Annotated in this window: 18 protein-coding genes and 1 pseudogene; 14 read left to right on the top strand and 5 right to left on the bottom strand. The window is 42.3% G+C overall.

Translation table 11 applies throughout. The features are described from left to right. The first annotated feature begins 261 nt into the window (after nucleotides 1-261). From HWQ40_RS20585 to HWQ40_RS20560, 6 genes and pseudogenes are all read left to right on the top strand, one after another. Nucleotides 262-2,682 (top strand): hybrid sensor histidine kinase/response regulator, encoded by a 2,421-nt coding sequence (locus HWQ40_RS20585; protein WP_292781107.1) that lies wholly within the window; start codon nucleotides 262-264, stop codon nucleotides 2,680-2,682. 110 nt (nucleotides 2,683-2,792) lie between these two features. After that, nucleotides 2,793-4,094, top strand: a complete 1,302-nt coding sequence (locus tag HWQ40_RS20580; protein WP_292781105.1) for a response regulator — start codon at nucleotides 2,793-2,795, stop codon at nucleotides 4,092-4,094. A 132-nt stretch (nucleotides 4,095-4,226) separates the two neighbouring features. Next, on the top strand, nucleotides 4,227-4,394 hold the full coding sequence (locus HWQ40_RS20575) for a hypothetical protein (protein ID WP_292781103.1): 168 nt from the start codon (nucleotides 4,227-4,229) through the stop codon (nucleotides 4,392-4,394). Between the two features lie 47 nt (nucleotides 4,395-4,441). Continuing rightward, a pseudogene (locus HWQ40_RS20570) lies at nucleotides 4,442-5,043 on the top strand (hypothetical protein). Nucleotides 5,044-5,133: 90 nt separating this feature from the next. After that, nucleotides 5,134-5,262 (top strand): hypothetical protein, encoded by a 129-nt coding sequence (locus HWQ40_RS20565; RefSeq protein ID WP_292781100.1) that lies wholly within the window; start codon nucleotides 5,134-5,136, stop codon nucleotides 5,260-5,262. 6 nt (nucleotides 5,263-5,268) lie between these two features. Next, nucleotides 5,269-5,583: a hypothetical protein gene (locus HWQ40_RS20560; RefSeq protein ID WP_292781097.1), complete on the top strand. Its 315-nt coding sequence runs from the start codon at nucleotides 5,269-5,271 to the stop codon at nucleotides 5,581-5,583. Between the two features lie 271 nt (nucleotides 5,584-5,854). Here the strand turns inward: HWQ40_RS20560 and HWQ40_RS20555 are convergent, their stop codons facing one another. Further along, nucleotides 5,855-6,121 (bottom strand): IS630 transposase-related protein, encoded by a 267-nt coding sequence (locus HWQ40_RS20555; RefSeq protein WP_292781094.1) that lies wholly within the window; start codon nucleotides 6,119-6,121, stop codon nucleotides 5,855-5,857. A 730-nt stretch (nucleotides 6,122-6,851) separates the two neighbouring features. On the opposite strand from HWQ40_RS20555, the gene HWQ40_RS20550 reads away from it, so the two are divergent. The 5 genes from HWQ40_RS20550 to HWQ40_RS20535 all read left to right on the top strand — a co-directional run bounded on the left by HWQ40_RS20550 (nucleotide 6,852) and on the right by HWQ40_RS20535 (nucleotide 14,898). After that, the gene (locus HWQ40_RS20550; protein ID WP_292781092.1) at nucleotides 6,852-10,838 is read left to right on the top strand and encodes a magnesium chelatase subunit H; all 3,987 of its coding nucleotides are present in this window, start codon (nucleotides 6,852-6,854) and stop codon (nucleotides 10,836-10,838) included. Between the two features lie 299 nt (nucleotides 10,839-11,137). Further along, on the top strand, nucleotides 11,138-11,440 hold the full coding sequence (locus HWQ40_RS20545) for a helix-turn-helix domain-containing protein (RefSeq protein ID WP_292781087.1): 303 nt from the start codon (nucleotides 11,138-11,140) through the stop codon (nucleotides 11,438-11,440). Beyond that, nucleotides 11,359-11,949 carry a winged helix-turn-helix domain-containing protein gene (locus HWQ40_RS35690; protein WP_366934016.1) on the top strand — a complete coding sequence of 197 codons (591 nt, stop codon included), beginning with the start codon at nucleotides 11,359-11,361 and terminating at the stop codon, nucleotides 11,947-11,949. The genes HWQ40_RS20545 and HWQ40_RS35690 overlap by 82 nt, the downstream gene beginning before the upstream one ends. Continuing rightward, nucleotides 11,950-12,240: a transposase gene (locus HWQ40_RS20540; RefSeq protein WP_292781191.1), complete on the top strand. Its 291-nt coding sequence runs from the start codon at nucleotides 11,950-11,952 to the stop codon at nucleotides 12,238-12,240. A gap of 276 nt (nucleotides 12,241-12,516) precedes the next feature. Beyond that, nucleotides 12,517-14,898 (top strand): phosphoketolase, encoded by a 2,382-nt coding sequence (locus HWQ40_RS20535; RefSeq protein WP_292781085.1) that lies wholly within the window; start codon nucleotides 12,517-12,519, stop codon nucleotides 14,896-14,898. A 467-nt stretch (nucleotides 14,899-15,365) separates the two neighbouring features. Here HWQ40_RS20535 and HWQ40_RS20530 read toward each other — a convergent pair whose 3' ends face one another. Next, a complete protein-coding gene (locus tag HWQ40_RS20530) occupies nucleotides 15,366-15,719 on the bottom strand; it encodes a hypothetical protein (RefSeq protein WP_292781084.1) in 354 nt (117 codons plus the stop codon). A gap of 191 nt (nucleotides 15,720-15,910) precedes the next feature. Between HWQ40_RS20530 and HWQ40_RS20525 the strand changes: the two genes are divergently transcribed. The 3 genes from HWQ40_RS20525 (at nucleotide 15,911) to HWQ40_RS20515 (ending at nucleotide 20,671) form a co-directional block, all read left to right on the top strand. Next, the gene (locus HWQ40_RS20525; protein WP_292781083.1) at nucleotides 15,911-17,524 is read left to right on the top strand and encodes a DUF1565 domain-containing protein; all 1,614 of its coding nucleotides are present in this window, start codon (nucleotides 15,911-15,913) and stop codon (nucleotides 17,522-17,524) included. A 468-nt stretch (nucleotides 17,525-17,992) separates the two neighbouring features. After that, entirely contained in the window at nucleotides 17,993-20,104 is a 2,112-nt protein-coding gene (locus HWQ40_RS20520; RefSeq protein ID WP_292781081.1) for a TIGR00300 family protein, read from the top strand. Nucleotides 20,105-20,146: 42 nt separating this feature from the next. Further along, nucleotides 20,147-20,671 carry a DUF2085 domain-containing protein gene (locus HWQ40_RS20515; protein WP_292781078.1) on the top strand — a complete coding sequence of 175 codons (525 nt, stop codon included), beginning with the start codon at nucleotides 20,147-20,149 and terminating at the stop codon, nucleotides 20,669-20,671. 60 nt (nucleotides 20,672-20,731) lie between these two features. Here HWQ40_RS20515 and HWQ40_RS20510 read toward each other — a convergent pair whose 3' ends face one another. The 3 genes from HWQ40_RS20510 to HWQ40_RS20500 all read right to left on the bottom strand — a co-directional run bounded on the left by HWQ40_RS20510 (nucleotide 20,732) and on the right by HWQ40_RS20500 (nucleotide 26,437). Then, entirely contained in the window at nucleotides 20,732-22,420 is a 1,689-nt protein-coding gene (locus HWQ40_RS20510) for a radical SAM protein (RefSeq protein WP_292781075.1), read from the bottom strand. 397 nt (nucleotides 22,421-22,817) lie between these two features. Next, on the bottom strand, nucleotides 22,818-25,079 hold the full coding sequence (locus tag HWQ40_RS20505; protein WP_292781073.1) for a pentapeptide repeat-containing protein: 2,262 nt from the start codon (nucleotides 25,077-25,079) through the stop codon (nucleotides 22,818-22,820). Beyond that, entirely contained in the window at nucleotides 25,052-26,437 is a 1,386-nt protein-coding gene (locus HWQ40_RS20500) for an NB-ARC domain-containing protein (RefSeq protein ID WP_292781070.1), read from the bottom strand. Before HWQ40_RS20500 ends, HWQ40_RS20505 begins: the two co-directional genes overlap by 28 nt. Nucleotides 26,438-26,730 lie beyond the last annotated feature (293 nt).

Here is a 26,730-nt window from a genome sequence, read left to right as displayed (position 1 = left end):
TGTCTACTTTATCAAGGAAAATATAGCAATAAAGTTGATTATTATATTTTCTATAAAATGTATATTTTTGAACTTACCCGGTGGTAAGCCTATACGTCCTTCTCAATACAGGTCTTTAAAAGATGGTTAGCAAAGTTTAGGGTGTTGACAATCGCAGCTATGGATAACAATCATAGCTGCGATTATTAATAATTTTTTGGGCAATCTAAAATATAGCCCTTTTTTTTGCTTACCAAACCCATTGTTTAGAGGGTAAACCCTGTGATAAAAGGCAACTACAGCCCATCTGACACTAAAATGTATTCCTCACGCAATTTGCTAATCCGATTTATTCTCGGCGGCACTACTCTGATTGTGAGTATTTCTGCTTATTTTAGCTATCAGGCTGCTCGGAAAATAACGCTAGAAGACTTGAGAGGAAAAGCTTTTTTAGAGGTAAAAATAGGGGTTGATGAAATTGAGGAGTGGTTGCATGTCCGCAAAGTAGAGGTGCAAACCCTTGCTTATACTTCAACTGTACGCTCCTTAGACTGGTCTATCACAGAACCCTATTTAAAGTCAGAAGTTGAGCGGATCGATGAATTTTTCTTTTTCCTAATAGCTACCCCGGATGGTTCATATTTTAATACTAAGGTTGGTCGGTCAAATAAGAATATTAAGGATCGAGACTACTTTCAAAAAGCACTAGCCGGAAAAAGCAACATTTCTGATCCCTTTATCAGTCGTTCCACAGGCATTCCTTTAATTGCGATCGCCACTCCAATCTGGTCAAATTCTCCTACCAATCGTTCACCGATTGGGGTTTTCAACGGCAATGTTAAAGTCGATGGCATTGCTAAGGTGGTCAACTCGTTGCGCTACGGCAATAACAGCTATGCATTCGCCCTCAATTCCCAAGGAGAAGCGATCGTCCATCCCAACTCAACCTTAATGTCAACTGTAGAAAAACCCGCACCCAGCCTGCTGAAAATTTCAGATCGTAATTTAAATGCGATCGCGCAGCAGATGGTAAACAAACAACAGGGAATTCAGTTGATGGAAATTGACGGCACCAAAAAGTATGTTGCTTATATGCCGTTGCGAGAAGTTAATTGGTCTGTAGCTTTGGTAATTCCGCGCCAAAATATTGAATCTCGGCTACAATTCCTCGATCTGATCGCCCTAATTGTAGGTGGATTGACAGTGACGATGATCGCTGTCTTGTGGCAGGTACAAGCCTTTGAACAAGCTCAACTGAAAAAATCTAAAGCAGCGGCTGATACCGCAAACCGGGCTAAGAGCGAATTTTTAGCCAACATGAGCCATGAACTGCGAACGCCCTTGAATGGTATTTTGGGTTGTGCTCAAATTTTGCTGCGTTCTCAAGGTTTGCCGGAGCCAGAGCAATATCATGTAAACATCATTGAACAGTGTGGCTCTCATCTGCTGACTTTAATTAATGACATTTTGGATCTTTCCAAAATTGAAGCGCGAAAACTGGAACTGCATCCTCAAGATGTGCATTTTCCATCTTTTTTACAGGGAATTGGGGAAATTTGCCAGATTCGGGCAGAACAAAAAGGCATTTTATTTGTCTATGAACCCGCAAGCAACTTACCCACAGGGGTTCATGTTGATGTCAAAAGGTTACGTCAGGTTCTCTTGAATCTGCTGGGAAATGCCATTAAATTTACTGATGAGGGTAAGGTTAGCTTCAAGGTTGAGGTAATCGATCAACTTCCTGCTGATGGGCAGACAGAGAAATATCGCATTCACTTTAGTGTAAAAGACACAGGAATTGGCATAACTCCAACCCAATTGGGCAACATTTTTTTGCCATTTGAACAAGTAGGTGAGAAAAAGCATCAGATAGAAGGGACAGGGCTGGGTTTAGCTATTACTCGGCAGTTGGTGCAGATGATGGGTAGCGATATTCAGGTTAAAAGTGAGATCGGTCAGGGTAGTACTTTCTGGTTTGAAATTGCGATCGCCGAAGCCAGCGAATGGGTACAGTCTGCTATGGCTGCATCCCAGGGACAAATCATTGGCTTTGCAGGTAGTTCCCGCACCATCCTGATGGTGGACGATCGCTGGGAGAATCGCACAGTAATTACAAACTTATTGCAACCATTGGGTTTCAATGTGGTTGAAGCCAGCAACGGTAAAGAAGGTTTTGAAAAAGCGATCGCCCTTAAACCAGACTTGGTGATTACAGATTTGCTGATGCCAGAAATGGATGGGTTTGAATTGATTAAACACCTGCGTCATACCCCAGATATCCACGATGTCAAGATTATCGTCTCTTCCGCTAGTGTCTTTGAAGCCGACCAACATCGCAGTCTGCAAGCAGGAGGTGACACCTTTTTGAGCAAGCCTGTACAGGCAGATGAATTACTGCGTCAATTAGAGTGCCATTTAGGTTTGGCATGGATTTACCAGCAGTCTGAGGAACAAAAAATCAACTCTTCGGCTACAACACTTGATAGTTCATCAGATAAATTGACTCCTCCTTCCCCTGATGTATTGCGGGAACTGATGAATTTAGCCAGTAAAGGTAACTTCAATGACATTCTCAAATGGGCAGATAAACTAGAGGAGACAGACACAAAATTCGCTCTCTTTGCTAACCAATTGCGACAGTTAGCGAGGCAGTTTGATGAAGATTTAATCCTCAAGTTTTTGACCGAAAAAGAAAAGGATTAATTTCCCTAAATTTATTTATGGGGATTGTAATGTCTGAATTTTGAATTTGGAGTCTTCGCCTTTGACGTCTCGCAAAGAAGCAATGTGAATCAATATAGGGTAAAAATATTATGACAGCAACGATAGGCGATCAAAAAAATTCCCTAAATAGCGATCCTAGCAGAGGAATTATTTTAGTCGTTGACGATAACCCTGCCAACTTACAAGTTTTATCGAGCTTTTTGGATCAGTCTAGCTTTGAAGTTTGGGCAGCTCGCAGTGGTGAAAAAGCCATTCAGAGATTAGACAATGATAATTTACCTGATTTAATCTTGCTTGATATCATGATGCCGGGTATCGATGGGTTTGAAACTTGTAAATACTTAAAAAGTGAAAGCAATCCTCGTGTCCAGGATATTCCGGTCATTTTTATGACTGCTCTTTCAGATACTGCTGATAAGGTTAAAGGATTGCGATTGGGAGCCGTAGATTATATTACTAAACCTTTTCAGTATGAAGAGGTATTGGTGCGAATAGAGCATCAACTGAAACTGAGAAATTTGACGAAAACCTTGACTGCCAAAAACGCCGAATTACAACAGATTCAAACCCAACTGATTCAAGCAGAAAAGGTAGCAACCTTGGGTCAAATGACAGCAGGAATTGCCCATGAAGTAAATAATCCCATCAATTTTATTGCTGGCAACTTAAATTTTATTGAAGAGTATTTCCAAGAGGTTGTTAATTTACTCAAACTATATCAAAAGTATCTGCCCGATCCACCAACTGAAATTCAAAATGTTATTAAAACAAAAGATATAAATTATTTGTTAAATGATTTATCCAAAATTATTCAATCTATGCAACTAGGTACAGATCGCGTTACAGAAATTGTGTCATCGTTGAATAAATTCTCTCGACACGGAGAAGCAGGGAAAAAACTGGCTAACCTGCATGAAGGTTTAGAAACTACGCTACTCATACTTGGACATCGACTTAAATCAAATGCTCATCGTCCAGCAATTAAATTAATCAAAGAATATGGAGAATTACCACTTATTGAGTGCTATCCAGGCGAACTCAATCAAGTTTTTATGAATTTGATTGGCAATGCGATCGATGCAATTGAAGAAATCCAAAAAAATCAATATTTTGATGAAAACTTTAGACATATTGGGATGATTTGGATTAAAACTGAAGCAATTGGAGAGCGAGTTCTTCTCAGAATTGCAGACAATGGCTCAGGAATCAGCGAAGCAAACCGGACAAAGATATTCGATGCTTTCTACACTACAAAAGTCATTGGTAAAGGAACAGGACTAGGTTTATCTATTGCTTACCAAATTGTAGTTAACAATCATTGCGGCAAGCTAAGTTGCCATTCAACACAAGGTGAAGGTACAGAGTTTGTGATTGAATTACCTATACGATAAATTATACAAATTCAAAAAATGTTTGCAACAGATACCCCACCCCGCCAAAGCGCGCGTGTGGTGCTTATTTGTGATTTATGTAAGAGGTCTAATACCTGAATTCTGGATTAAAACAAGGAAATTGCCATAAATATGCTTAATCAAGGAGTTGCGATCGCCTACAGCGGGCGGTTACGCCATCGCATTACCCTGAACTCTATCGACTTCTTGGTAAGAAAGAGCGATCGCGGCCTCGTTAGCACTAGTATTTGGACAAGGCGATCGCTCTTGTTGATTCCATTCCCAACAAAACACCTATAAACGCGATAGGATCAATACTTATAGATTAATATTTGATCATATTTATAATGTCTTATGGTGACTTCTCGCTGTCAAAAGTAAAACGCGATTTTAACTTAACTACGGTTGAAAATGGACGGTTTTACCCGAAACGCAGTCTATAGAACCTAGTCTTTACCTCAAAGAAGCACTAAGTGAAGGACTACCACTAGCAACAGCAACTGGTTCAGAAAAAGCTCGCTCAGAGTTAATTATTAGTCCAATACTCGTAGAAGTTCGGAAAATTCTGGAGCGCAAAGTCAGCTTTTTTTCTGGTGAAGATTTTACCGTGGCATCGGAACTAGGCTTAAGTGGAGTATGTGATTTTTTAATTAGCCGCTCACCCGAACAAATATTTATTGAAGCTCCTGCGATCGTGATTATTGAAGCGAAAAAAGGTGATTTAAAACCTGGTTTAGGGCAATGTGCAGCAGAAATGATTGCCGCACAAAAATTTAATGAAACCAATAATATACCGATTCAGACAATTTATGGCAGCGTCAGCAGTGGTACAGCTTGGCGATTTTTAAAATTACAAGGGCAAACACTGAGTATTGATTTGAATGATTATCCCGTTCCACCAGTGCAAATACTATTGGGAATGTTGGTTTGGATGGTGCGGGAAGGGTGATTCAGAATCAATTAGTGGTGGATTCAGCAGAAAGTTAAGCCAGTCGCTTGGGCAGGTTTTGAACAAAAAGCTCAGGAGATTGCAAGAAATATGCTGAATGAAGAAGTTGCGATCGCCTACGGCATCGCATTAATTATCCATATCACTGGTTTAACTGTCGATCAAGTTCAGCAATTACAGGATATTTTTGGTGATCAAGATTTAATTATTGTGGAGTAAAAAAGTATGTTTGACCCAATTTCACTTTTGATTGGTGGTGTAATATGTGCAATGGCAGTTTGTGAAATTGTGTATTATGCTTACCTTACCTGGACAATAGTTGTTAATTGGTTTCAAGACTATGAACATTTTGCTACTCAACCTAATAATGTAGCTGCAACTATCAAAACGAAACTAGATAGTGGAGAACATGCTGTTGTTCAGGGTATTTTTAATAAGAAAACTGCTGATGCTGTAGAAACACGTACTGTTAAGTATGATCAGATCGATTCAAATATTGGAGATGCTCACAGAGGAAGTAAAGTTGTTATTTGGCAATAGAATCACACAGAAGTTTTTTTAATAATTGGCATTTATCAAATGAAAGTATCTCAAAATCTAATAATTCAGGGTATAACACCCATTTCATCAATGAAGACTAAGTTTTCTGGGTCTATTTGTTGGACTTTTTGCCAATACTCAGTTCTCAAATTTTGGACTCTTTCTGTTTTCCCTTGGCTGCTGCGTAACGTCTTTTTTTTACTGTTAGTTTTTGTTTTTGCAATGCACGACACATTGTACTTGTACTTACCCAATTATTGTGAGTTGTAGCCTAATGCTCACAGTATTCTAATAATGTTGCATCTGGGTATTGTTCAACCATTGCAGCTAGTTGAACTGAATATCCATGCAACTCACCCTTGATTGCTCCACCTTGTTGTCTCGGTTCTACATGACCTTGAGTCTTTTTTATTGAAAGTAGTTTTTGCACAAAGCTTTTAGCTACACCAAATCTTTGCGCCACTTTTCTGATTGAGGTATCACCTTGAGAGTAAGCCAAAACTATTTTTTCTCGCAAGTCGATTGAGTAAGCTTTCATTTTAAGAGTTGATGCACTGAAATTACTGTACCTCATTTACTTGCAATTTGCTGTAAGTGATTTACTTGACTCAATTAACAGAATTAAATCAGCAAGAATTAATGTTTTGCAATCAGATGATTTATCTCCACATACAAGGGAAAAAATTAGCCAGCAGTTAAAAGAAGCTCTATCTCAAAAAGAGCTAGAAAGTAAGTAATCTGTTAGCTGATTCTCGTCAAAAAAATCCTGTTTATACTTTTTGTTTTTTAGGTTTCTCAATTTAATCCAAAATAAATCCGGTTTATCTAACCAATGTTTTGTGCTAATACAAGGAACAAGCTATGAGTATCTTACCCGAAAGATTACGCCAAAATGCTCTTACCCTATAAGACTAGGACTAGACTCGCAAAATCTTTATACACACTGTAAAAAATACTTAATCAACCCGCACAAGCGGGTTTTGTTTTGTAACTGCGATAATATATAGCCAAATAGGTATTTAACCATTAAAAATAAGTATTGCAAAAATTTTACAAACAAATGAGTTAATACTTTTGGTTAGAGTCAACAATTACAAAGAAATATTTCGTTTTTTATATCGATTTGTGTCATATAGGGGATAAAATGCCTACTGGGCAAGCGTTTTCTGATAAAAAACATATATTGCCTAAAGATCACAAGTTACCTATGGCTAATGATGCCGCTAGGAACTTCCAGAGAGAACACGCATCAAAGGAGCCGAAGAAGCATGTTCACACACGTCAAGTCCACCATTAGACACATTGCGCCTGATAACTTACACGGACGTAGTTTAATCAAGGTGGTCTATGTCGTGCTTGAGTCCCAGTACCAGAGTGCTTTGTCGCAAGCAGTTCGCACGATTAACGCGAACAATCCCAACTTGGCGATTGAAATCAGCGGGTACTTGATTGAGGAACTCCGCGACCCAGAAAATTATGAAGAGTTCAAACGAGAAATTGAGAGTGCGAATATCTTCATCGCTTCCCTCATTTTCATCGAAGACTTAGCACAGAAAGTAGTAGCAGCAGTAGAACCACATCGCGATCGCCTGGACGTTTCTGTTGTCTTTCCCTCAATGCCAGAGGTAATGCGCCTGAGTAAAATGGGCAGCTTTTCTCTGGCACAGTTGGGTCAGTCAAAAAGTGCGATCGCCCAATTCATGCGGAAACGCAAAGAAAAATCTGGTGCGGGATTCCAAGATGGGATGCTGAAGCTTTTGCGAACCCTGCCGCAAGTGCTAAAGTTTTTACCGATGGACAAGGCACAAGATGCTCGAAATTTCATGCTCAGTTTTCAGTATTGGCTAGGTGGTTCTCCAGAAAATCTGGAAAACTTCTTACTGATGCTAGCTGATAAATATGTATTTAAAGGTTTAGAGAAACAAAATTTTGCACCTTCTACATACGAACAGCCGGTGGTTTATCCCGATCTAGGGATTTGGCATCCTTTGGCTCCCAGTATGTTTGAAGATGTCAGAGAGTACCTCAATTGGTATACAGCTCGTAAGGATATTTCTAGCGATCTCAAAGATCCCTTAGCTCCTTGTGTCGGGTTAGTGTTGCAACGCACCCACCTAGTTACAGGGGATGATGCCCATTATGTAGCAATGGTGCAGGAGTTAGAAGCACTAGGCGCACGGGTACTACCTGTGTTTGCTGGTGGTTTGGATTTCTCCAAGCCTGTTGAAGCCTACTTCTATGAACCAAATACCAATACACAGTTGGTAGATGCAGTGATATCACTGACTGGTTTTGCTTTAGTTGGTGGCCCAGCCAGACAAGACCATCCCAAGGCAATTGAGTCACTCAAACGCTTAAACCGTCCTTACATGGTGGCGTTACCCTTAGTATTCCAAACCACAGAAGAGTGGATGGATAGCGATTTAGGGTTACATCCAATTCAAGTAGCTTTGCAAATTGCAATTCCTGAATTGGATGGAGCAATTGAGCCGATTATATTATCGGGTAGAGATGGAACTACAGGGAAAGCGATCGCACTGCGCGATCGGGTTGAAGCAGTAGCCGAACGCGCCTTAAAATGGGCTAACCTCCGCCGCAAGCCGAAGCTGGATAAGAAAGTCGCTATCACCGTTTTCAGTTTCCCGCCAGATAAAGGCAACGTCGGAACCGCCGCTTACTTGGATGTATTCGGCTCGATCTACGAGGTGATGAAAGCCCTCAAAAATAACGGCTACGACTTACCAGACTTGCCAGAATCAGCCGAAGCGTTGATGCAAGAAGTCATCCATGACGCTCAAGCGCAGTACAATAGCCCAGAATTGAACATTGCTTACAAAATGTCGGTTCCTGAGTATGAGGCGCTGACCCCTTATTCTCAACGCTTAGAGGAAAACTGGGGCCCACCTCCCGGACATCTCAACAGCGACGGGCAAAACCTGCTAATTTATGGTAAGCAATTCGGTAATGTCTTCATCGGTGTCCAACCCACATTTGGTTACGAAGGCGACCCGATGCGGTTGTTATTCTCTCGTTCAGCTAGTCCTCACCACGGTTTTGCTGCTTACTACACTTACCTAGAGCAAGTTTGGAAAGCTGACGCTGTACTCCATTTTGGTACACATGGTTCCTTGGAATTCATGCCAGGTAAACAGATGGGGATGTCTGGCGATTGTTATCCAGATAACTTGATTGGTTCAATTCCTAACCTGTATTACTACGCAGCCAATAATCCGAGTGAGGCGACAATTGCCAAACGTCGGAGTTATGCCGAAACAATTTCCTACTTGACACCGCCTGCAGAAAATGCTGGTTTATACAAAGGTTTGAAGGAACTCAGCGAGTTAATTGCTTCCTACCAAACTTTAAAAGATAGTGGACGTGGTGTTTCCATTGTCAACAGCATTATGGATAAATGCCGGATCGTGAATCTGGATAAGGATATTAACCTGCCAGAAACCGATGCCAGAGACATGAGTGCCGATGAGCGGGATAATATTGTTGGCAATGTCTACCGCAAGTTGATGGAAATTGAGTCTCGGTTGTTGCCTTGTGGGTTGCACGTCATTGGTAAACCGCCAAGTGCAGAAGAAGCGATCGCAACTCTCGTCAACATTGCTAGTCTAGATCGTCAAGAAGAAGGACTTCAAGGCTTACCGGGAATTATCGCTAACAGCATTGGGCGTAACATTGACGATATTTACCAAAATAGCGATCGAGGCATTTTAGAAGATGTCCAGTTATTGCAAGATATCACCTTGGCAACCCGTGCAGCAGTTACCGCCCTTGTCCAAGAGCAAATCGACGCGGAAGGACGAGTTTCTCTGGTTTCCCGGTTGAATTTCTTCAACATGGGTAAAAAGGAACCTTGGGTAGAAGCATTGCATAAAGCAGGTTATCCCAAAGTCGATGGCGCAGCCCTCAAACCCCTATTTGAGTATTTGGAATTCTGCCTGCAACAAGTTTGTGCCGACAACGAACTAGGAGCATTACTCAGAGGCTTGGAAGGTGAATACATCCTACCTGGGCCTGGTGGCGATCCCATCCGCAACCCGGATGTATTACCCACGGGTAAGAATATTCATGCACTCGATCCGCAATCTATCCCCACAACAGCAGCAGTACAATCAGCCAAAATTGTCGTAGATAGGCTTTTGGTACGTAACAAGGCAGAAAACGAAGGAAAATGGCCAGAAACCATTGCCTGCGTCCTTTGGGGAACCGATAACATCAAAACTTACGGTGAATCCCTAGCGCAAATTATGTGGATGGTGGGTGTGCGTCCAGTTCCCGACGCCTTGGGACGGGTGAACAAGTTGGAATTGATATCTTTAGAAGAGTTGGGAAGGCCCAGAATTGATGTGGTAATCAACTGTTCTGGTGTATTCCGCGACTTGTTCATCAACCAAATGAACCTGCTAGACCAAGGCGTGAAGATGGCGGCTGAGGCAGATGAACCCTTAGAAATGAACTTTGTTCGCAAACACGCTTTGCAACAAGCTGAGGAAATGGGGATTAATCTGCGTCAAGCAGCGACGCGCGTCTTCTCTAACGCATCTGGTTCCTACTCGTCAAATATCAACTTGGCAGTAGAAAACAGCACTTGGGATAGCGAAGCCGAGTTGCAGGAAATGTATCTCAATCGGAAATCCTTCTCCTTCAATTCCGATAACCCTGGAATGATGGACGAATCTCGGCAGATTTTTGAAAGTACTTTGAAAACTGCTGATGCAACTTTCCAAAATCTCGATTCTTCTGAGATTAGCTTAACGGACGTTTCCCACTACTTTGATTCAGATCCCACTAAGCTGGTGGCAAATCTGCGGGGTGATGGTAAAAAACCAGCATCTTATATTGCAGACACTACCACAGCTAACGCTCAAGTGCGGACATTATCAGAAACCGTGCGCTTAGATGCGCGTACCAAATTGTTAAATCCCAAATGGTATGAGGGGATGTTGAATCACGGTTACGAAGGTGTGCGTGAACTCTCCAAGCGATTGGTAAATACAATGGGTTGGAGTGCGACAGCCGGCGCTGTGGATAACTGGATTTATGAGGATACTAACGAAACCTTCATCAAAGATGAAGAAATGCAAAAACGGTTGATGAACCTTAATCCCCATTCTTTCCGCAAGGTTGTATCAACTTTGTTGGAAGTGAATGGACGCGGTTATTGGGAGACTAGCGAGGATAATTTAGATCGCCTACGCGAGTTGTACCAAGAAGTTGAAGACCGGATTGAAGGCATTGAGTAGGTTTATACATAACCAATAAGGTAGGAGGCATGGTGATACCGTGCCTTTTTCATTTATCTGACTTTTCACGGCAGAATCAAGTTACCGCTAGGTTATTTGTAGGACAATGCTTCGAGATAATCGGTAATTTTTCAGTACCTAACCCTGTGGGCTATCTTGGTATAAACTAGCTACTCTTTTTTAGCTAGAGTTTATCAAGTTTGATTATCTGAACTAAACCTCATCCATCTTGAGAACTGGAGTTTTTCAAGAAGATATATTACTTTAAAGAAGTGGGTGTAGCTGAGAACGAAACAGGGATGCTCAAAGTAGAATGCGATCGTTGGAATCAAAGTAGCTCAATATTCAGGGAAGAAGCGTTAAAAGCAAATCATGCTCGTACCGGCGAGCGTTTAATGGCACTGTACGAGATATGTAAAGGAAAAAGTGCGACAAAGGTAGGCACAGACACAGGGCGTAATCCGCAGACAGTAATGGAGTGGGTACATCGTTATAATCTTTCAGGTATGGAAGCACTGCAATATCAACACACAGGCGGTCATCCCCCCTTTTTCCCCAGAGATCGGGAAAGCTTTGCGAATCTCAGAATCGCAAAGCTTTAGAACAGGCAGCAACACCACCCCAGAAGCAGCAGCAGAATCAAGAATTTTTACCGCGTTGGACATTAAAGCGTTTAGTCGCTTGGATTGACAAGCAATTCGATCTCAAATGTTGCCGTGAATCAGTACGTAAAACTCTCAAAGATTTAGGATTTTCGTGGAAAAAAGCACGTAAACTATTAAACAAAGCTAATACCAAGAAACCTGCCGAGTATCTTGAAAAACTTCAAATTCTCCTCGATGATGCTCTTAACGAAGGACGTTTACTAATTTTCATTGATGAAGGACACATTCATCTTGATTGTGATCAGGGTTATGGTTGGTCAATAAAAGGTGAGCGTTTTTGGGTTAGTTCTAATTCCCCAGGAAGAGAAAAGGCTTCGTTCTATGGAGTCTATGTTTACAACTATGCCAAAGTTAAGATTTTTCCTTACCTAAAGGCAGACCAATTCAATAGGATCGACCTTTTAAAGCATCTGAGAACTGAATTTAGCGAGCGCGACATAACTTGAATTTGGGATGGTGCTCCTGATCACAGAGCGCAATCTGTAAAAGAAGCATTGTCAGTGTTACAAATAGACCTGGAACCATTACCTGGTTACAGTCCTGATTTTATGCCTGTCGAACACCTGTGGCAATGGTTCCGTGAAGATGTGACTTATCATACATACTATCAATCTTCTACAGAACTGATTGAACGGGTTGATTCATTTGAACAAGATATTAATTCCAATCCGTTTGAAATTAGCGTAGGCGTAGCCCGCCGCAGGCATCGCTTCTGGGTGAAAAATCATCTTGAATAAGATGAGGAAAAACTACGGGTTTCAACGTAGACGAGGTTTAACTTGCAAAAATTTGTACACAAAGCTCTAGATGAAGAAAATGCCGATTGATAGCATTAATCAATAGCGTAGGTGTAGCACATCGTAGACATTGCTCTCCATCCTGTGCCCAGAAGCAAGAAATTTAGTCACGAAGGCTGAAAAAATTCATCATCGGTTAGATGGCCACCATCTTGAAAATAAGTAAGATTACATACTGGTGAATCCGTCAAAATCCTTTTGTAATGGAGTGTCGAAATGACATTAGCCAGTCCTCCACAAACAAAGCCTTTAACAGATGAAGAATTACATAAGATAAACGCCTACTGGCGTGCAGCTAACTATCTTTCCGTTGGGCAAATCTATCTACTGGACAATCCGCTACTAAAAGAACCGCTAAAGCTGGAACACATTAAACCAAGACTTTTGGGGCACTGGGGAACAACACCAGGGCTGAACTTTATCTATGCTCACCTGAATCGGGTTATCAAAAAATATGACTTAAACACAATCTACATTGCTGGCCCCGGTCATGGAGGCCCTGGACTGGTAGCCAACACCTACCTAGAAGGCACTTACACTGAGTACTACCACAGCATCTCCCAGGATGCTGAGGGAATCCAGAAACTCTTCAAACAATTCTCTTTCCCTGGTGGTATTCCCAGCCACGTTGCACCGGAAACTCCTGGTTCGATCCACGAAGGCGGTGAACTAGGTTACTCCCTCGTCCACGCTTTCGGTGCTGCCTTTGATAACCCTGACTTAATTGTTGCTGCTGTTGTCGGTGACGGCGAAGCTGAAACAGGTGCTTTAGCGACTAGCTGGCATTCCAACAAGTTTCTCAACCCCGTGCATGATGGGGCTGTACTGCCGATTCTGCACTTGAATGGATATAAAATTGCTAATCCAACAGTACTGGCACGGATCAGCCATGAGGAATTAGAAAGCTTATTTGTAGGCTACGGCTACAAGCCATACTTTGTTGAAGGTGACGATCCCGCAGATGTCCACCAGCAGATGGCGGCGACTCTAGATATAGCGATCGCCGAAATTCAAAGCATCCAAAGGGAAGCCCGCGTACATGGTTTCACTGAACGTCCCCAGTGGCCGATGATTGTTATGAGAACCCCCAAAGGTTGGACAGGGCCCAAGGAAGTTGATGGTAAAAAAACTGAAGGTTATTGGCGATCGCACCAAGTTCCTTTTGGGAACATAGCCAAACAGCCAGACCACCTGAGACTCCTAGAAGATTGGATGAAGAGTTACAAACCAGAAGAACTCTTCGACAGCAACGGTAAACTCATTCCCGAACTAGCAGAACTGGCTCCTAAAGGGCATCGCCGCATGGGTGACAATCCCCACGCTAACGGCGGTATCTTACTGTGCGACCTGAAGATGCCCGATTTTCAAAGCTACGCCGTAGATGTTCTTGAACCTGGGAAAGCGATCGCTGAAGCTACCCAAGTTGCCGGAAATTTCCTCCGGGATATCATGCAACTTAACCAAGAAAGCCGCAACTTCCGCATCCTCGGTCCAGACGAAACGGTATCGAATCGCTTAAGCTCTGTGTTAGAAGTCACAGACCGGGATTGGGTAGCCCAGATCCTCCCGGAAGATGACCACCTTTCCCCCGACGGTCGAGTGATGGAAATTCTCAGTGAAACTTGTTGTCAAGGATGGTTAGAAGGCTACCTCCTCACAGGACGCCACGGGTTTTTCTCTTGCTACGAGGCCTTCATCCACATCATTGACTCCATGTTCAACCAACACGCCAAATGGTTGAAAACTACCAGAGATATTCCCTGGCGTAGACCAATAGCTTCTCTCAATTACCTACTCACCTCCCACGTTTGGCGGCAAGACCACAACGGCTTCTCCCACCAAGACCCCGGTTTTATTGACCATGTAGTTAACAAAAAAGCAGAAATCGTTCGCGTGTATTTGCCGCCCGATGCCAACACTTTGCTATCAGTAACCGATCACTGCCTGAGAAGCCGCAACTATGTCAACGTCATCGTTGCTGGAAAGCAACCAGCATTGCAATACCTCAACATGGATGCTGCCATCAAGCACTGCACCAAAGGCATCGGCATTTGGGAATGGGCAAGCAACGACCAAGATGGCGATCCAGATGTAGTAATGGCTTGTGCCGGGGATATTCCCACCTTAGAAACCTTGGCGGCTGTGGACATTCTGCGCCAGCACTTCCCTGACTTAAAGGTGCGGGTGGTGAATGTAGTCGATTTAATGACACTACAGCCAAAAAGCGAACATCCCCACGGTTTGAGCGAAAAAGACTTTGACACGATTTTCACCACCGATAAACACATTATCTTTGCCTTTCATGGCTATCCCTGGTTGATTCATCGCTTAACCTATCGCCACACTAACCACGATCAGCTGCATGTGCGTGGCTATAAAGAAGAGGGAACTACCACCACTCCCTTTGATATGGTTGTTCTTAACGAACTTGATCGCTTCCATTTAGTGATGGACGTAATTGAGCGCGTACCAAAATTAGGATATAGGGCAGCTTATGTCAAGCAGCATCTGCAAGATAAGCTGATCGAACACAAACATTACATTGAGAAGTACGGCGACGATATGCCGGAAATTCGTGATTGGAAGTGGCCCTATTAAGAGGGGATGAGAGAGACAAGGGAGACAAGGAGGATAAGGTAAAATTTTCTCCCTTGTCTTCTACATCTGCCTTGTTTCTTTTTATCACTGTAATGCTTGTATAGCGCTTTTTGTTTGCGTGAGGTACACCCGTAGGGGCACGACAGTGCCCATTGGTGTCAACTTAACGTGAAAGCCAGCCTAGAACCTAGCTTTTAGATATTGTCTCGTTGCCGTCCTAGAGGCTCTGCCTCCCTTGCTGGCGGCGGCAGAGCCACCAGGAGCAGCATTTCCAGCCTCTGGCTGGAAACGAGGTTTTGGTTTTAAAGGAGTTTCAGCTTAAGTTGACACCTATGGGCACTGCCGTGCCCCTACACCCCGCGATATAATGTTGTACCGCATCTGAATGGGAACCGCTATATAAAGCAATACGCTTAGGTTAAGGGAATTTATCTGTTGAGGTAGCCTGTTCTTGAGCAAAGGGAAAGCTAGCATCTTGTGTATCCACCAGAACTCCGTCCATCCACCTCAGAACTCCGTCCATCCACCTCAGAACTCCGTCCATCCACCTCAGAACTCCGTCCATCCACCTCAGAACTCCGTCCATCCACCTCAGAACTCCGTCCATCCACCTCAGAACTCCGTCCATCCACTTCAGAACTCCGTTCATCCACTTCAGAACTCCGTTCATCCACTTCAGAACTCCGTTCATCCACTTCAGAACTCCGTTCATCCACTTCAGAACTCCGTTCATCCACTTCAGAACTCCGTTCATCCACTTCAGAACTCCGTTCATCCACTTCAAAACTCCGTTCCTCCACTTCAAAACTCCGTTCATCCACCTTTGAACTTCAAACTCCTAACTCCGCACTTCCCACCCTTTTGGATTAGTTGAGTACTAGTGAAACCCAAAAGCATCTGCATAATTTTTTAATTTTGCAGTCAGAAGTACTTAAAGTTACTTAATGCATCAAACGCTACTTACTTTCATGGTTAGCGCTAGGATAGCTATGTATTTTATAAAAGTATAAATATGGCTCAAGCTTTTTACGTAAATCCAGTATCAGGGAGCAATACCAACCCAGGTAGTCAACAAGCCCCATTCAAAACTATTACGCAAGCACTCAAGGTAGCTACTGTTAATACCAAAATTCAACTGGCAGATGGTAATTACAATGCTGCTAGCGGTGAAGTCTTTCCGTTAACGATTCCGTCTGGCGTAACAGTCGTGGGTAATGAAACCAATAAAGGCAATGGCATTTTGATTGAAGGGAGTGGTAGCTATCTGAGCCGTACTTTTGCTGCTCAGAATGTCACATTTGTGTTGCTGGATAAAGCCGAACTCCGGGGAGTGACTGTAACAAATCTAGCTAGCCGTGGTAGTGGTGTTTGGATTGAATCAACTGCCCCTATTGTTGCTAATAGCACCTTTATCAACAATAAGCGGGAGGGAGTATTTGCTACAGGCGATGCTAATCCTGTGATTCAAGGTAATGTGTTCAGTGAGAATGCAGCTAATGGAATTGCGATCGCTAAAAATTCTAAAGGTCAAATTGAAAATAACACCTACTTCAAAACAGGTTTTGGCATTGCCATTAGTGATACTGCATCACCTATCCTTCGAGATAACAGAATTTATGAAAACCGTTCTGGAATCATCATCTCTGGTAGCGCTCGTCCCGTATTACGTAATAATGTCAGTGAAAATAATACTGAAGATGGTATCACAGTGATTGGAACTGCTCTACCGGATATCGGTGGTAATAATAATCCAGGAGGCAATACTCTACGCAATAACGGTAAATTTGATTTACAAAATGCCAGTTCCAACAAGCTGGTTTCTCTAGGAAATAAAATAGATGCGTCTAAAGTCGCCGGAAACATAGAGTTTGCAGATAGTTCGGTTCCAACACCAACTCCAACACCGACACCGACACCAACACCAACACCAACTCCAACGCCAATTCCAACGCCAACGCCAACTCCAACACCAATTCCAACTCCAACGCCAATTCCAACGCCAACGCCAACACCAATTCCAACACCAATTCCAACACCGACACCTACTATTGAATTAACCGATATTGCGAATCATTGGGCAGGTGGGTTTATTCGGGAATTAGTCAAATTGGGGATAGTTAATGGTTTTCCCGATCGCACTTTTAAACCCGATGCAACGATGACACGGGCACAATACGCGGCAATACTGGTAAAAGCTTTCAATCCACCACCAAGCCGTTCCGCAATCCAATTCAAAGATGTACCAGCAGACTTCTGGGCATCCAAGGTAATTCAGCAGGCATATCAAGGTTTATTTCTCTCTGGTTTTCCCGACAATACCTTTAGTCCCAACAAAAATATTCAGCGCGTGCAAGTGATTGTCTCTCTGGTAAATGGACTGGGATTATCTAGCGATGGTACGGCAACTATCAAAGTTTTCGATGACCAAGCTAAGATTCCTGAATATGCTAAGGATGAAGTGGTAAAAGCTATAGACAAGGAAATTATCGTCAATTACCCAAACCTGAAACAACTCAATCCTACCCGCGATGCTACACGCGGTGAGGTAGCGGCGATAGTGTATCAAGCTTTGGTAGATGCTGGTCGTGTAGCAGCGATCAATTCGTCTTATATAGTGACTGCTTGATTAGTCATTGGTCTATTGGTAGTTTTGTGGGGTGTGTTATCGCGTTAGCGTAAGGCACCGTCAAAGATTTTCGGTGCGTTAGGACTAAAGTCCATAACGCACCCTACCAAATTAAAGCTCATCTGGAGCAGGTTTTTTGATTTGTGTGTACACCGTAGCTTTATAAGAGAGAGGTTTTCTAGATGCCGTGAAAAGTCAAAAGAGCGATCGCCACCAAATATTGGCTGCTTTTAATCGTGTTTTTACTTGCCTCACTTTCCTGGAAACCCAGATTAAATCAGGCTTTCTTAATTTTGAATTTTGAATTTGTATTATTACCATCTTCCAGTAATAGAATTGATAACGAAGCCTTTGTAAAGTCTTCAACTATCAAAAGATAGAAGCTCTAGTAGCAGATTTTACCTGTAGAAAAACAAAAATCTGTATTCAAAGTAAGCTTGTAGCATATAAAACGCTTGTAAGATTTTTATGACTTCCCGGATTCGCTTTTTAATGTGCCCTCCTGACCACTACGACGTGGACTATGTGATTAATCCTTGGATGGAAGGGAATATTCACAAATCATCGCGCGATCGCGCCGTGGAACAGTGGCAGGGACTACATCAAATCCTCAAACAACACGCCATTGTAGATTTAGTACCACCTGAAAAAGGCTGGCCTGATTTGGTTTTTACCGCCAATGCTGGCTTAGTTTTGGGCGATAATGTCGTCCTCAGTCGCTTTTTGCACAAAGAACGTCAGGGAGAGGAGCCTTTCTTCAAGCAATGGTTTGAGGCAAATGGTTATACAGTCAATGAACTTCCCAAAGATTTGCCCTTTGAGGGAGCAGGAGACGCACTGCTAGATCGGGAAGGACGCTGGTTATGGGCGGGATACGGTTTCCGCTCGGAATTAGATTCTCACCCTTATCTAGCTAAATGGCTGGATATTGAGGTGCTATCCCTGCGATTAATAGACGAACGTTTCTATCACCTGGATACCTGCTTTTGTCCCCTAGCAAATGGCTATTTGCTATACTATCCCGGCGCTTTTGATTCTTACTCCAATCGCTTAATTGAAATGCGAGTCGCATCAGAAAAGCGAATCGCAATTGAAGAGGCTGATGCAGTCAACTTCGCTTGTAATGCGGTGAATGTGGATAGCATCGTCATTATGAACAAGACGAGTGATGCTTTGAAAACCCGTCTTGCGGATGCAGGTTTCCAAGTGCTGGAAACGCCACTTACCGAATTTCTCAAAGCTGGTGGCGCAGCTAAATGCTTAACTTTGCGGGTGACAGAACCAGTTAGAGATGAAATTCATGCCAATGTCTCGGTAGAAAGCCGCGTCATTCGGATGGAAGGACATTTGCTAGATGCTGGCTTAATTAACCGCGCTTTGGATTTGATTATAGATGCCGGAGGAAGTTTCAAAGTCCTGAATTTCAATTTGGGAGAACAACGGCAAAGTACTTCAGCCGCCGAGGTGAGAGTATCAGCACCATCCCATGAGGTGATGGAAGAAATCATCTCCCGATTGATTGATTTGGGTGCTGTAGATTTACCGCATGATGAGCGAGACGCCAAACTGGAGCCGGTAATCCAAGATGGCGTTGCGCCTGATGATTTCTACGTCAGTACCATTTATCCCACTGAAGTGCGAATTAATGGCCAGTGGGTGAAGGTAGAAAATCAGCGGATGGATGGCGCGATCGCCATTACTCAAACTCCCACAGGTTTAGTTGCTCGGTGTAAAATCCTCCGCGATTTAAAAGTTGGCGAACAGGTAATTGTAGACGTTTTAGGTATCCGCACCATCCGCAAAACTGAATCGCGCGAACTCCGCAGCACTCAAGAATTCAGCTTTATGTCGGCGGGAGTTTCCAGCGAACGGCGCGTAGAATTGGTTGTCGAGCAAGTGGCTTGGGAATTGCGTAAAATCCGCGATGCTGGTGGTAAAGTAGTTGTCACGGCTGGGCCTGTGGTAATTCACACTGGTGGCGGCGAACACTTGGCGCAACTGGTTCGGGAAGGATATGTACAGGCATTGCTGGCTGGTAATGCGATCGCAGTTCACGACATTGAGCAAAATATCATGGGCACTTCTTTGGGTGTAGATATGAAGCGGGGTGTCGCTGTGCATGGTGGACATCGCCATCACCTGAAGGTAATTAATAGTATCCGCCGTTATGGCAGCATTCCCAAAGCTGTGGAGGCGGGGGCAATTAAAAGTGGCGTGATGTATGAATGTGTCCACAATAATATACCTTTTGTGCTTGCGGGTTCAATTCGAGATGACGGGCCTTTACCTGATACCCAAATGGATTTGATTCAAGCACAAGAGCAATATGCCAAACACCTAGAAGGTGCAGAGATGATTTTGATGCTGTCATCGATGCTGCATTCCATTGGCGTGGGAAATATGACCCCGGCAGGGGTGAAAATGGTATGTGTCGATATTAATCCAGCTGTGGTGACTAAGTTAAGCGATCGTGGTTCTGTAGAATCGGTGGGTGTGGTGACGGATGTGGGATTATTCTTGAGTCTGTTGATTCAGCAGTTGGATAAGTTGACAAGTCCTTATGTAAATAAGGTAGGTTAAGAAAACGAACCGCAAAGGACGCGAAGGGCGCGAAGAAAGGGAATGACAAGAGTAGCTTTCAGTGAAGAGTTGCAGATTAATTGGGTCAGTTTTATAGCTGATTTCTTGTTGGTAGGGATGGTTTTTGGCCCGCCTATCGCTCCCTTTTTGGCTGCGTCTGGGGTGTCTTTGCTTCCTGAGATTGCGGACATCATTTATTTCATGGGTAATCATGTATGTCCGCAACCAGATATGGGGTTAGATTTAGCACCACCGTTTATTATGGCTGTGTGTATGCGCTGCTATGGTACTGTCACGGGTTTGCTAGTTACTCGTCTGTTGTATGGGGTAACTGGTGGTAAAGGTTTTTACTGGTTAAGCCAGTATGGCTGGAGTGGTGTGGCTTTAGCTAGTGTGCTGATGATGGCTTATCCTTTGGAATTGGCAGCACAGGTTTTCGGTTTGTGGAGTTTTAATAATTATGTGGTTACGCCTTTTGGGTTAATTACGGGTTTGGCGTGGGGATTGTTTACTATGCCAATCTTGCATGGGTGGCAGGATGCTAAAACTAGCTTGACCCAATTGTAAATTTGCTCGAACAACTTGTAGAACTTCCCTCCACCAATGAATTTAATTTTGCCCAACTGCTTAAATATTGGCAAAATCTTCTAAGGGTGCGATCGCATATTTTCCCCGTTCATCTTGACTAACTAAACATAAAGCTAGTAAGTCTCTATCAATAAACAACTTTGTGGCTTTACCACCTGCATCAATCTTGGCGTTAATCAACTGCATGGCATAGCAGATAGTATCGTAAACCCGTTGGGGATTCATGGCAGTTGTAATAGGTTGATATTTGCTAACTGATTCACACAGTCGGTAAACACCGTGTTCTTGGGATTGGGGGTAGCCATAATGTTTGACGGCTCGTGGTAAGAAGTATCCAGCAGTAATTAGCTGTTTTCCTGACGGACGTACACAGGAATAGCTGCAATCACCAACTGTATCAGCAGCCATACTCCCAGGCATAAATCGTAGAATATTGAAATTTAAAAAATCTGGGTTGCACTTTTCGATGCCAAAGTGAATTGCCTGGATATCGTCTGCAAAAGTTGTCGGTTCATAACCGATAATCTCAGTTTTATCATTGTTGAATTGAACTTTTGGTAATCCCAAAATCAAAAAATAACTACTAGGCAATCCAGCTTTATTCATATCTTGAAAAACTCTTGCAATCTTGGCTGGATAATCAAATGCTTGCTTAATTTGACTGGCAACAGAGCCATTAAATTTGTGGCTGGCTAATGACACTTCTGGTAACGTATGCTCAACTCCAAAAAACATATACACACAGTTATGTTCTACTAGATAACGCATCTGTTCGTAGTTGATTTTATCAATTCTAGTATTTGAACCCCAAACAAATCCTTCTTCTCTCAGAATTTCTGCTTCCCTTTTTGCAGCTTTATCGTGAACTGTAAAAGTATCTACATCTAAATAAACTGCTTCATAATTACGTTCCTTTAATTGCTTTAATTGCCTGCGAAATGAGGCTTCGCTTAATCTCACAACATTATTACTTTCGCTACTTTTATTACAGAAATAACATCCCCAAGGACATCCTCGCTGAGTAAAGAGTTGGGCTGTTTTTAATTGCCTTTTATCTGAAGTTTTAAAAATATCCATATCATGTACTTGTGGTATGTGAATGAAACCAAAATTTTGGTCAATATCATCAAAGTTATTGACTCTTGGTGCAATGGCACGATGAAATATCACATTTCTAGTATCATCAGAAGTGACGCGGTGAAATTTACCGTCTTGATTCAAGAAACACAATCCTGGCAAATATTTCATCTCTTCATAGAAAGTGCCTCTGGCAACGGCATGAGCAATTTCTACAATTGATTCTTCCCCTTCACCATCACAAAAGGCTGTAATCCAAGGTGTGATGCGGGCAATATCTTCAACACTTTTAGTTGCATAACCACCAACTAAAATTGGCACGGTTTCCCTGCTATGTTTCTGAAGCTGTGCAAAAATTTTTTTACTATGCTCGTCAATTTCTGACCATTGAGTTGTTAGACAACCAGCAAATATAATTAAATCAGCATTTATAATTTCATTTAAAACATCATCAAGATGCAAATCAAGACGTTCTAAATCTAGTTGTACAACTTGACTAAATCCAGCATTAACTAAACTAGAAGCTAAAACTGGTAAGGCTTTGTTAGCTCCATTAAAGCTTCTGTGCTTGATAAATTCGCCAATTAATACAATTTTTGCTGAATTAATATGAATGGATGTTTGTATACTTTTAGTTTCAGATATTAACACTATTACACACCTAAAATTACTGTTTTTTGATGGCGTAAAACCCTGGTGATTGAAAAACAATATTAGATTGGATAGAGCGAAAGCAAAACCCAACAAAGTCTTGAGAATGTTGAGTTTACTTAGTCAACCCAATCTCCACTTAAAAAGAGAAAAAGACTCATTAACAATTCAAAATTAAAGACATTTTCAAACGTGGATTTAAACCCCGACTGAAAATGATGCTACCTGTAGAGGTAGGGGTCTTAAACCCTTTGATTTCCGATAAATTATCTCAATAAATAAACAGAAAAACAGAATTATCTATTTGTATTCATATATCCTCAGAAAGATTTTAGAAACAAAATTGCATCATCAATTTATTCACTTTTGAGAAACCTACTGCCTGAAAGCTCAGAGTTTATTCAATAGCACCCAACATTTTTAAAGAAGCTGTTTCAGCATCGGTCAAACCTGTAATACCGCTAATATTCATACGTTCATACAGGCGATCCGGTTTAAGCGATCGCCATCTACTACAAGTTTGCATATCCCACAGCTGAATCTTCTCGTCTTCACCACCACTAGCCAATAACTTGCCATCGGCACTAAAAGCTAGAGAACGAATCGCTGCTGTATGTCCCAATTTCAGGATTTCTACACACTCACCTGTGCTAACTTCCCAGAGAATGACCGTAGTATCAGCACCAGCACTAGCTAAAATCTGCCCGTTGGGACTAAATGCTACTGAGTGGACTTGTTTATCATGCATTGTTAAGGTTTGACTACATTCGCCCGTGCTAAGATTCCATAACTTCACAGTTTGGTCTTCGCTACCACTGGCTAAAAGTTGACCATCTGGACTGAATGCCACTGACCAAATCATGTCTTGATGGTCTGTGAAAGTTTGGATACATTCTCCGGTGGCGACATCCCAAAGCTTAATTTGACTGTCAGCGCTACCACTGGCTAGAGTATTGCCATCAGGATGAAACGCAACTGTCCACACCCAATGGCTATGTCCTTTAATTTTTTTCAGGCACTCACCGCTAGAGATGTCCCAAATGCGAATGCTGCGGTCTTCGCTACTACTGACTAGGGTTTGCCCATCGGGACTAAAACCAACTGTCCACACCCAGTTACTGTGTCCTGTGAGGGTTTGAATGCATTTGCTGTGGCGAATATCTGTGATATCCCAAAGTTTGATAGTATTGTCAGCACTACCACTAGCGAGTATTTGCCCGTTGGGATGAAAGGCTACAGAACGAATCCGTCCTTGATGTTCTCTAAGAATGTGGCATTCTCCTGTTTGTAAATTCCACAGACTGATGGTGTAGTCATCCCTTCCACTGGCCAAGATTTGACTATTGGGACTAAATTTTACTGAATAGACATCACGGGTATATCCTTGCAACACATTGAGGCAATTACCTGTATTTACATCCCACAGCCTAGCTGTTTGATCGTCACTGCAACTGATCAGAGTGCGACCATCTGGACTAAAGGCGATCGCCCATACCTGGCTGTAATGACCTTGTAAGGTTTTCAAACATTCACCCCGTTGGATATCCCAGAGTTTAATAGTTCTGTCTTCACTACCACTGGCCAGGGTTTGCCCATCGGGACTAAATCGTACAGAGTAAATTTTTTTACTGTGTCCCTGCAATATTTCCTCGCATTTACCTGTGTTTGCGTCCCACAGTCTCAGGGTGAGGTCTCTACTACCACTGGCTAGTATTCGCCCATCGGGACTGAAGGCTACAGAAAGAACATCACTGCTATGACCATTCAGCGTTTTTAAGCATCTACCTGTGTTGATATCCCACAGCTTAATTTTGTTATCAGCACTGCCACTGGCAATTAAAGGAGTATTGTTAGTAGTTGTAGACGGTCTGAAGGTGACCGACCACACCCAACCATCATGACCAAGGAGTGTTTGCTGGCAAATTCCTGTAGCAATATCCCAGATTTTAATAGTTTGATCTTCGCCGCTACTGGCTAAGGAAGCACCATCTGGACTGAAACTTACTGAGTAAACTTTATTAGTATGTTCTTTGAGTGTATGCACACATTGGCCTGTTTGCACATCCCAGATTTTAATTGTGTAGTCAGCACTACCACTGGCGAGGAGTTTACTGTCTGGGCTAAAGGCAAAAGCCCAAACCCAAGCAGTGTGACCTGTATAAATGCGAAGTTGTTTAGTATCATAAGTGCGCCATAGCCGAATTTCTCCGGTCATTAAACCTGTAGCAAACAATTTGCCATCAGGACTGAATCTCACAGAAACGACACTAGACATCGTTTCTGTGAATACGGAACCAGTTAAATCAGCATTGGCAAAGCTGGTGTCTTGTAAATTGACACCTTTGAGATAAGCTTGCCAAATAGTCAAACCAGAAAAATCACGCCCACTTAAATTAATTTCGGAATCGTGCCGGGATTTATCTATCTGGAGTTGTCGCAGTAGATTGATTAAGTTACCAGCTGCATAACCTTTGTTTGGGGGCGACTCCTGCTGTAAAGTCCTGAGCATTCGCCGTAAATAAGATTCTAGTTGTGTTGTTGTACCAAAAGCTGTGATTAGCTTTTGCTTAACGGGTTCTAGTATGAGCCGTTCTTGTGTATGCCGGATATAATCAAGCGATCGCACCTGCATTAAAGGGTGGGCGTTAACAAAGTCCAATTTTTTTTTTCGCTCAATTCATCAGCAAACTGTTCGATGTGGCGTTTACTGATATATTCCATCACCACAGATTGCTGGCGGAATCTGCTGGCGGTTGGTTCTTTTTCAATTAGCGATCGCCGTAACAATGACTCAACAACTTCCAGTATTTTGGACTCGGCGTCTGTGGTTTTGAAATCATTTTTCAGTTGTGTCAGAGAAACATATTCCCGATGAAGCGCCAGCCGATACATCACTTGTTTTTCCAATTCTGACAAGCGTTTAAATTGTGTATCTAAAAGCGTGCGAATATCTCCGTAAACAGCGCTTGCTTCCTGGATTTCTTTTAAAAACTCTGTAATGTTATTGCTAAATAAGCCATAAACTGTAGTGGCAACTATCTTTAACGCTAAAGGGTTGCCAGAATATCTTGTGACTAGTTCTTGCAATTGTTCCTCAGTACAATCGCATCCTTTATCCTGCAAAATTTCTTTAGCTTCTGCTAAATTCAGGCTAGATAACTGCAAAACTTTGACTGGCAGATTTTTACCTTCTAGGGCGGCTACTTCTTTTGGTTTTTCCCGACTAGTTAGTAGTAAACAACTATCATGTGATGCTTCTGCCACCTTTTTAAAAAAGTAGCCATAGTTTTCATACTCAGGTTCATATTCACCTGCCCATTCTTCAGTTTTGCCTTCGCCACTGCGTAGCACTGATTCAACATTATCTAAAATGACTAGGCATCGATGTTTTCTTAAAGCATCAATTAGTAAAAGTATTTTGTTATTTTCACTAACTTTTAAGTAATCTTCTGAATCATTAGGTAAAAAACGTAAAATTTGGGTGAGAATGTCATCTAATGATGGGGTATTACGGAGCGATCGCCAAATCAGATAATCAAACTGTGACTGGACTTTTTTGGCAACTTTAGCCGCGATCACAGTCTTACCAATTCCACCCATTCCCAATACTGCTACTAACCGACACCGCAGTGAATCATTACCGACTATCCATTCCTCTAAATCTTGAATTTCTCCATCTCGACCCCGAAAACCCTCTACATCAACAGCTTCACCCCAGTCTTCTTTTGAAGAAATTACGTTTTCATGAGTACCTTGATACTGAGCATATAGCTTCTGTTTCAGGTTATAAATTTTTTTATTACCGCTCCCTTCTATACCTAATTTGCGATAGCTTTCTCCTAATCTTTTTCTCACTGCTGCTTGAGAAATATTCAGTTTCTCGGCAATTTCCGCACCAGAACCATTTTTTAATGCTAACAATAAGGCATCTAGCTCTGCTTTCGTCACACCACGACTATTGGCGACTCCTGTAATGAAATCATCAGGAACCAAAGGCATATCAGCTGCGCTGTTCATCTCATCTAAGCTCCACACAATCTCAGCTCCACACAATATATTTGAGTTATCAGTATGTGAGAATATTTTTTTATAGCATGACTCTCAAGTTTAGAAAAGAGCTTTATTTAGCATTTTGGTAGATTTTACAGTAACTACACAATTTGTTAGCTATGCTATTTCAGTTTATACTCAGTGTCTTTCTATATTTTTATACCAAAAAATAAAAATATAGTCTATTTTTGTCGGGTCAAACCATCTAATTAAAATCTTTTTTGTATAAAAACCTACTTATAGTATAACTTTTTATATCT

The sequence above is a fragment of the Nostoc sp. NMS9 genome (assembly GCF_017114995.1).
GTDB lineage: Bacteria > Cyanobacteriota > Cyanobacteriia > Cyanobacteriales > Nostocaceae > Nostoc.
This window is presented reverse-complemented; position numbering and strand designations above follow the sequence as displayed.

What these genes read in the sequence shown, in the direction of transcription:
- HWQ40_RS20580 (WP_292781105.1), top strand. Translation starts at nt 2,793, where the DNA reads ATGACAGCAACGATAGGCGATCAAAAAAATTCCCTAAATAGCGATCCT.
- HWQ40_RS20575 (WP_292781103.1), top strand. Translation starts at nt 4,227, where the DNA reads ATGCTTAATCAAGGAGTTGCGATCGCCTACAGCGGGCGGTTACGCCAT.
- HWQ40_RS20565 (WP_292781100.1), top strand. Translation starts at nt 5,134, where the DNA reads ATGCTGAATGAAGAAGTTGCGATCGCCTACGGCATCGCATTAATTATC.
- HWQ40_RS20560 (WP_292781097.1), top strand. Translation starts at nt 5,269, where the DNA reads ATGTTTGACCCAATTTCACTTTTGATTGGTGGTGTAATATGTGCAATG.
- HWQ40_RS20555 (WP_292781094.1), bottom strand. Translation starts at nt 6,121, where the DNA reads ATGAAAGCTTACTCAATCGACTTGCGAGAAAAAATAGTTTTGGCTTAC.
- HWQ40_RS20550 (WP_292781092.1), top strand. Translation starts at nt 6,852, where the DNA reads ATGTTCACACACGTCAAGTCCACCATTAGACACATTGCGCCTGATAAC.
- HWQ40_RS20545 (WP_292781087.1), top strand. Translation starts at nt 11,138, where the DNA reads ATGCTCAAAGTAGAATGCGATCGTTGGAATCAAAGTAGCTCAATATTC.
- HWQ40_RS20535 (WP_292781085.1), top strand. Translation starts at nt 12,517, where the DNA reads ATGACATTAGCCAGTCCTCCACAAACAAAGCCTTTAACAGATGAAGAA.
- HWQ40_RS20525 (WP_292781083.1), top strand. Translation starts at nt 15,911, where the DNA reads ATGGCTCAAGCTTTTTACGTAAATCCAGTATCAGGGAGCAATACCAAC.
- HWQ40_RS20520 (WP_292781081.1), top strand. Translation starts at nt 17,993, where the DNA reads ATGACTTCCCGGATTCGCTTTTTAATGTGCCCTCCTGACCACTACGAC.
- HWQ40_RS20515 (WP_292781078.1), top strand. Translation starts at nt 20,147, where the DNA reads ATGACAAGAGTAGCTTTCAGTGAAGAGTTGCAGATTAATTGGGTCAGT.
- HWQ40_RS20500 (WP_292781070.1), bottom strand. Translation starts at nt 26,437, where the DNA reads ATGAACAGCGCAGCTGATATGCCTTTGGTTCCTGATGATTTCATTACA.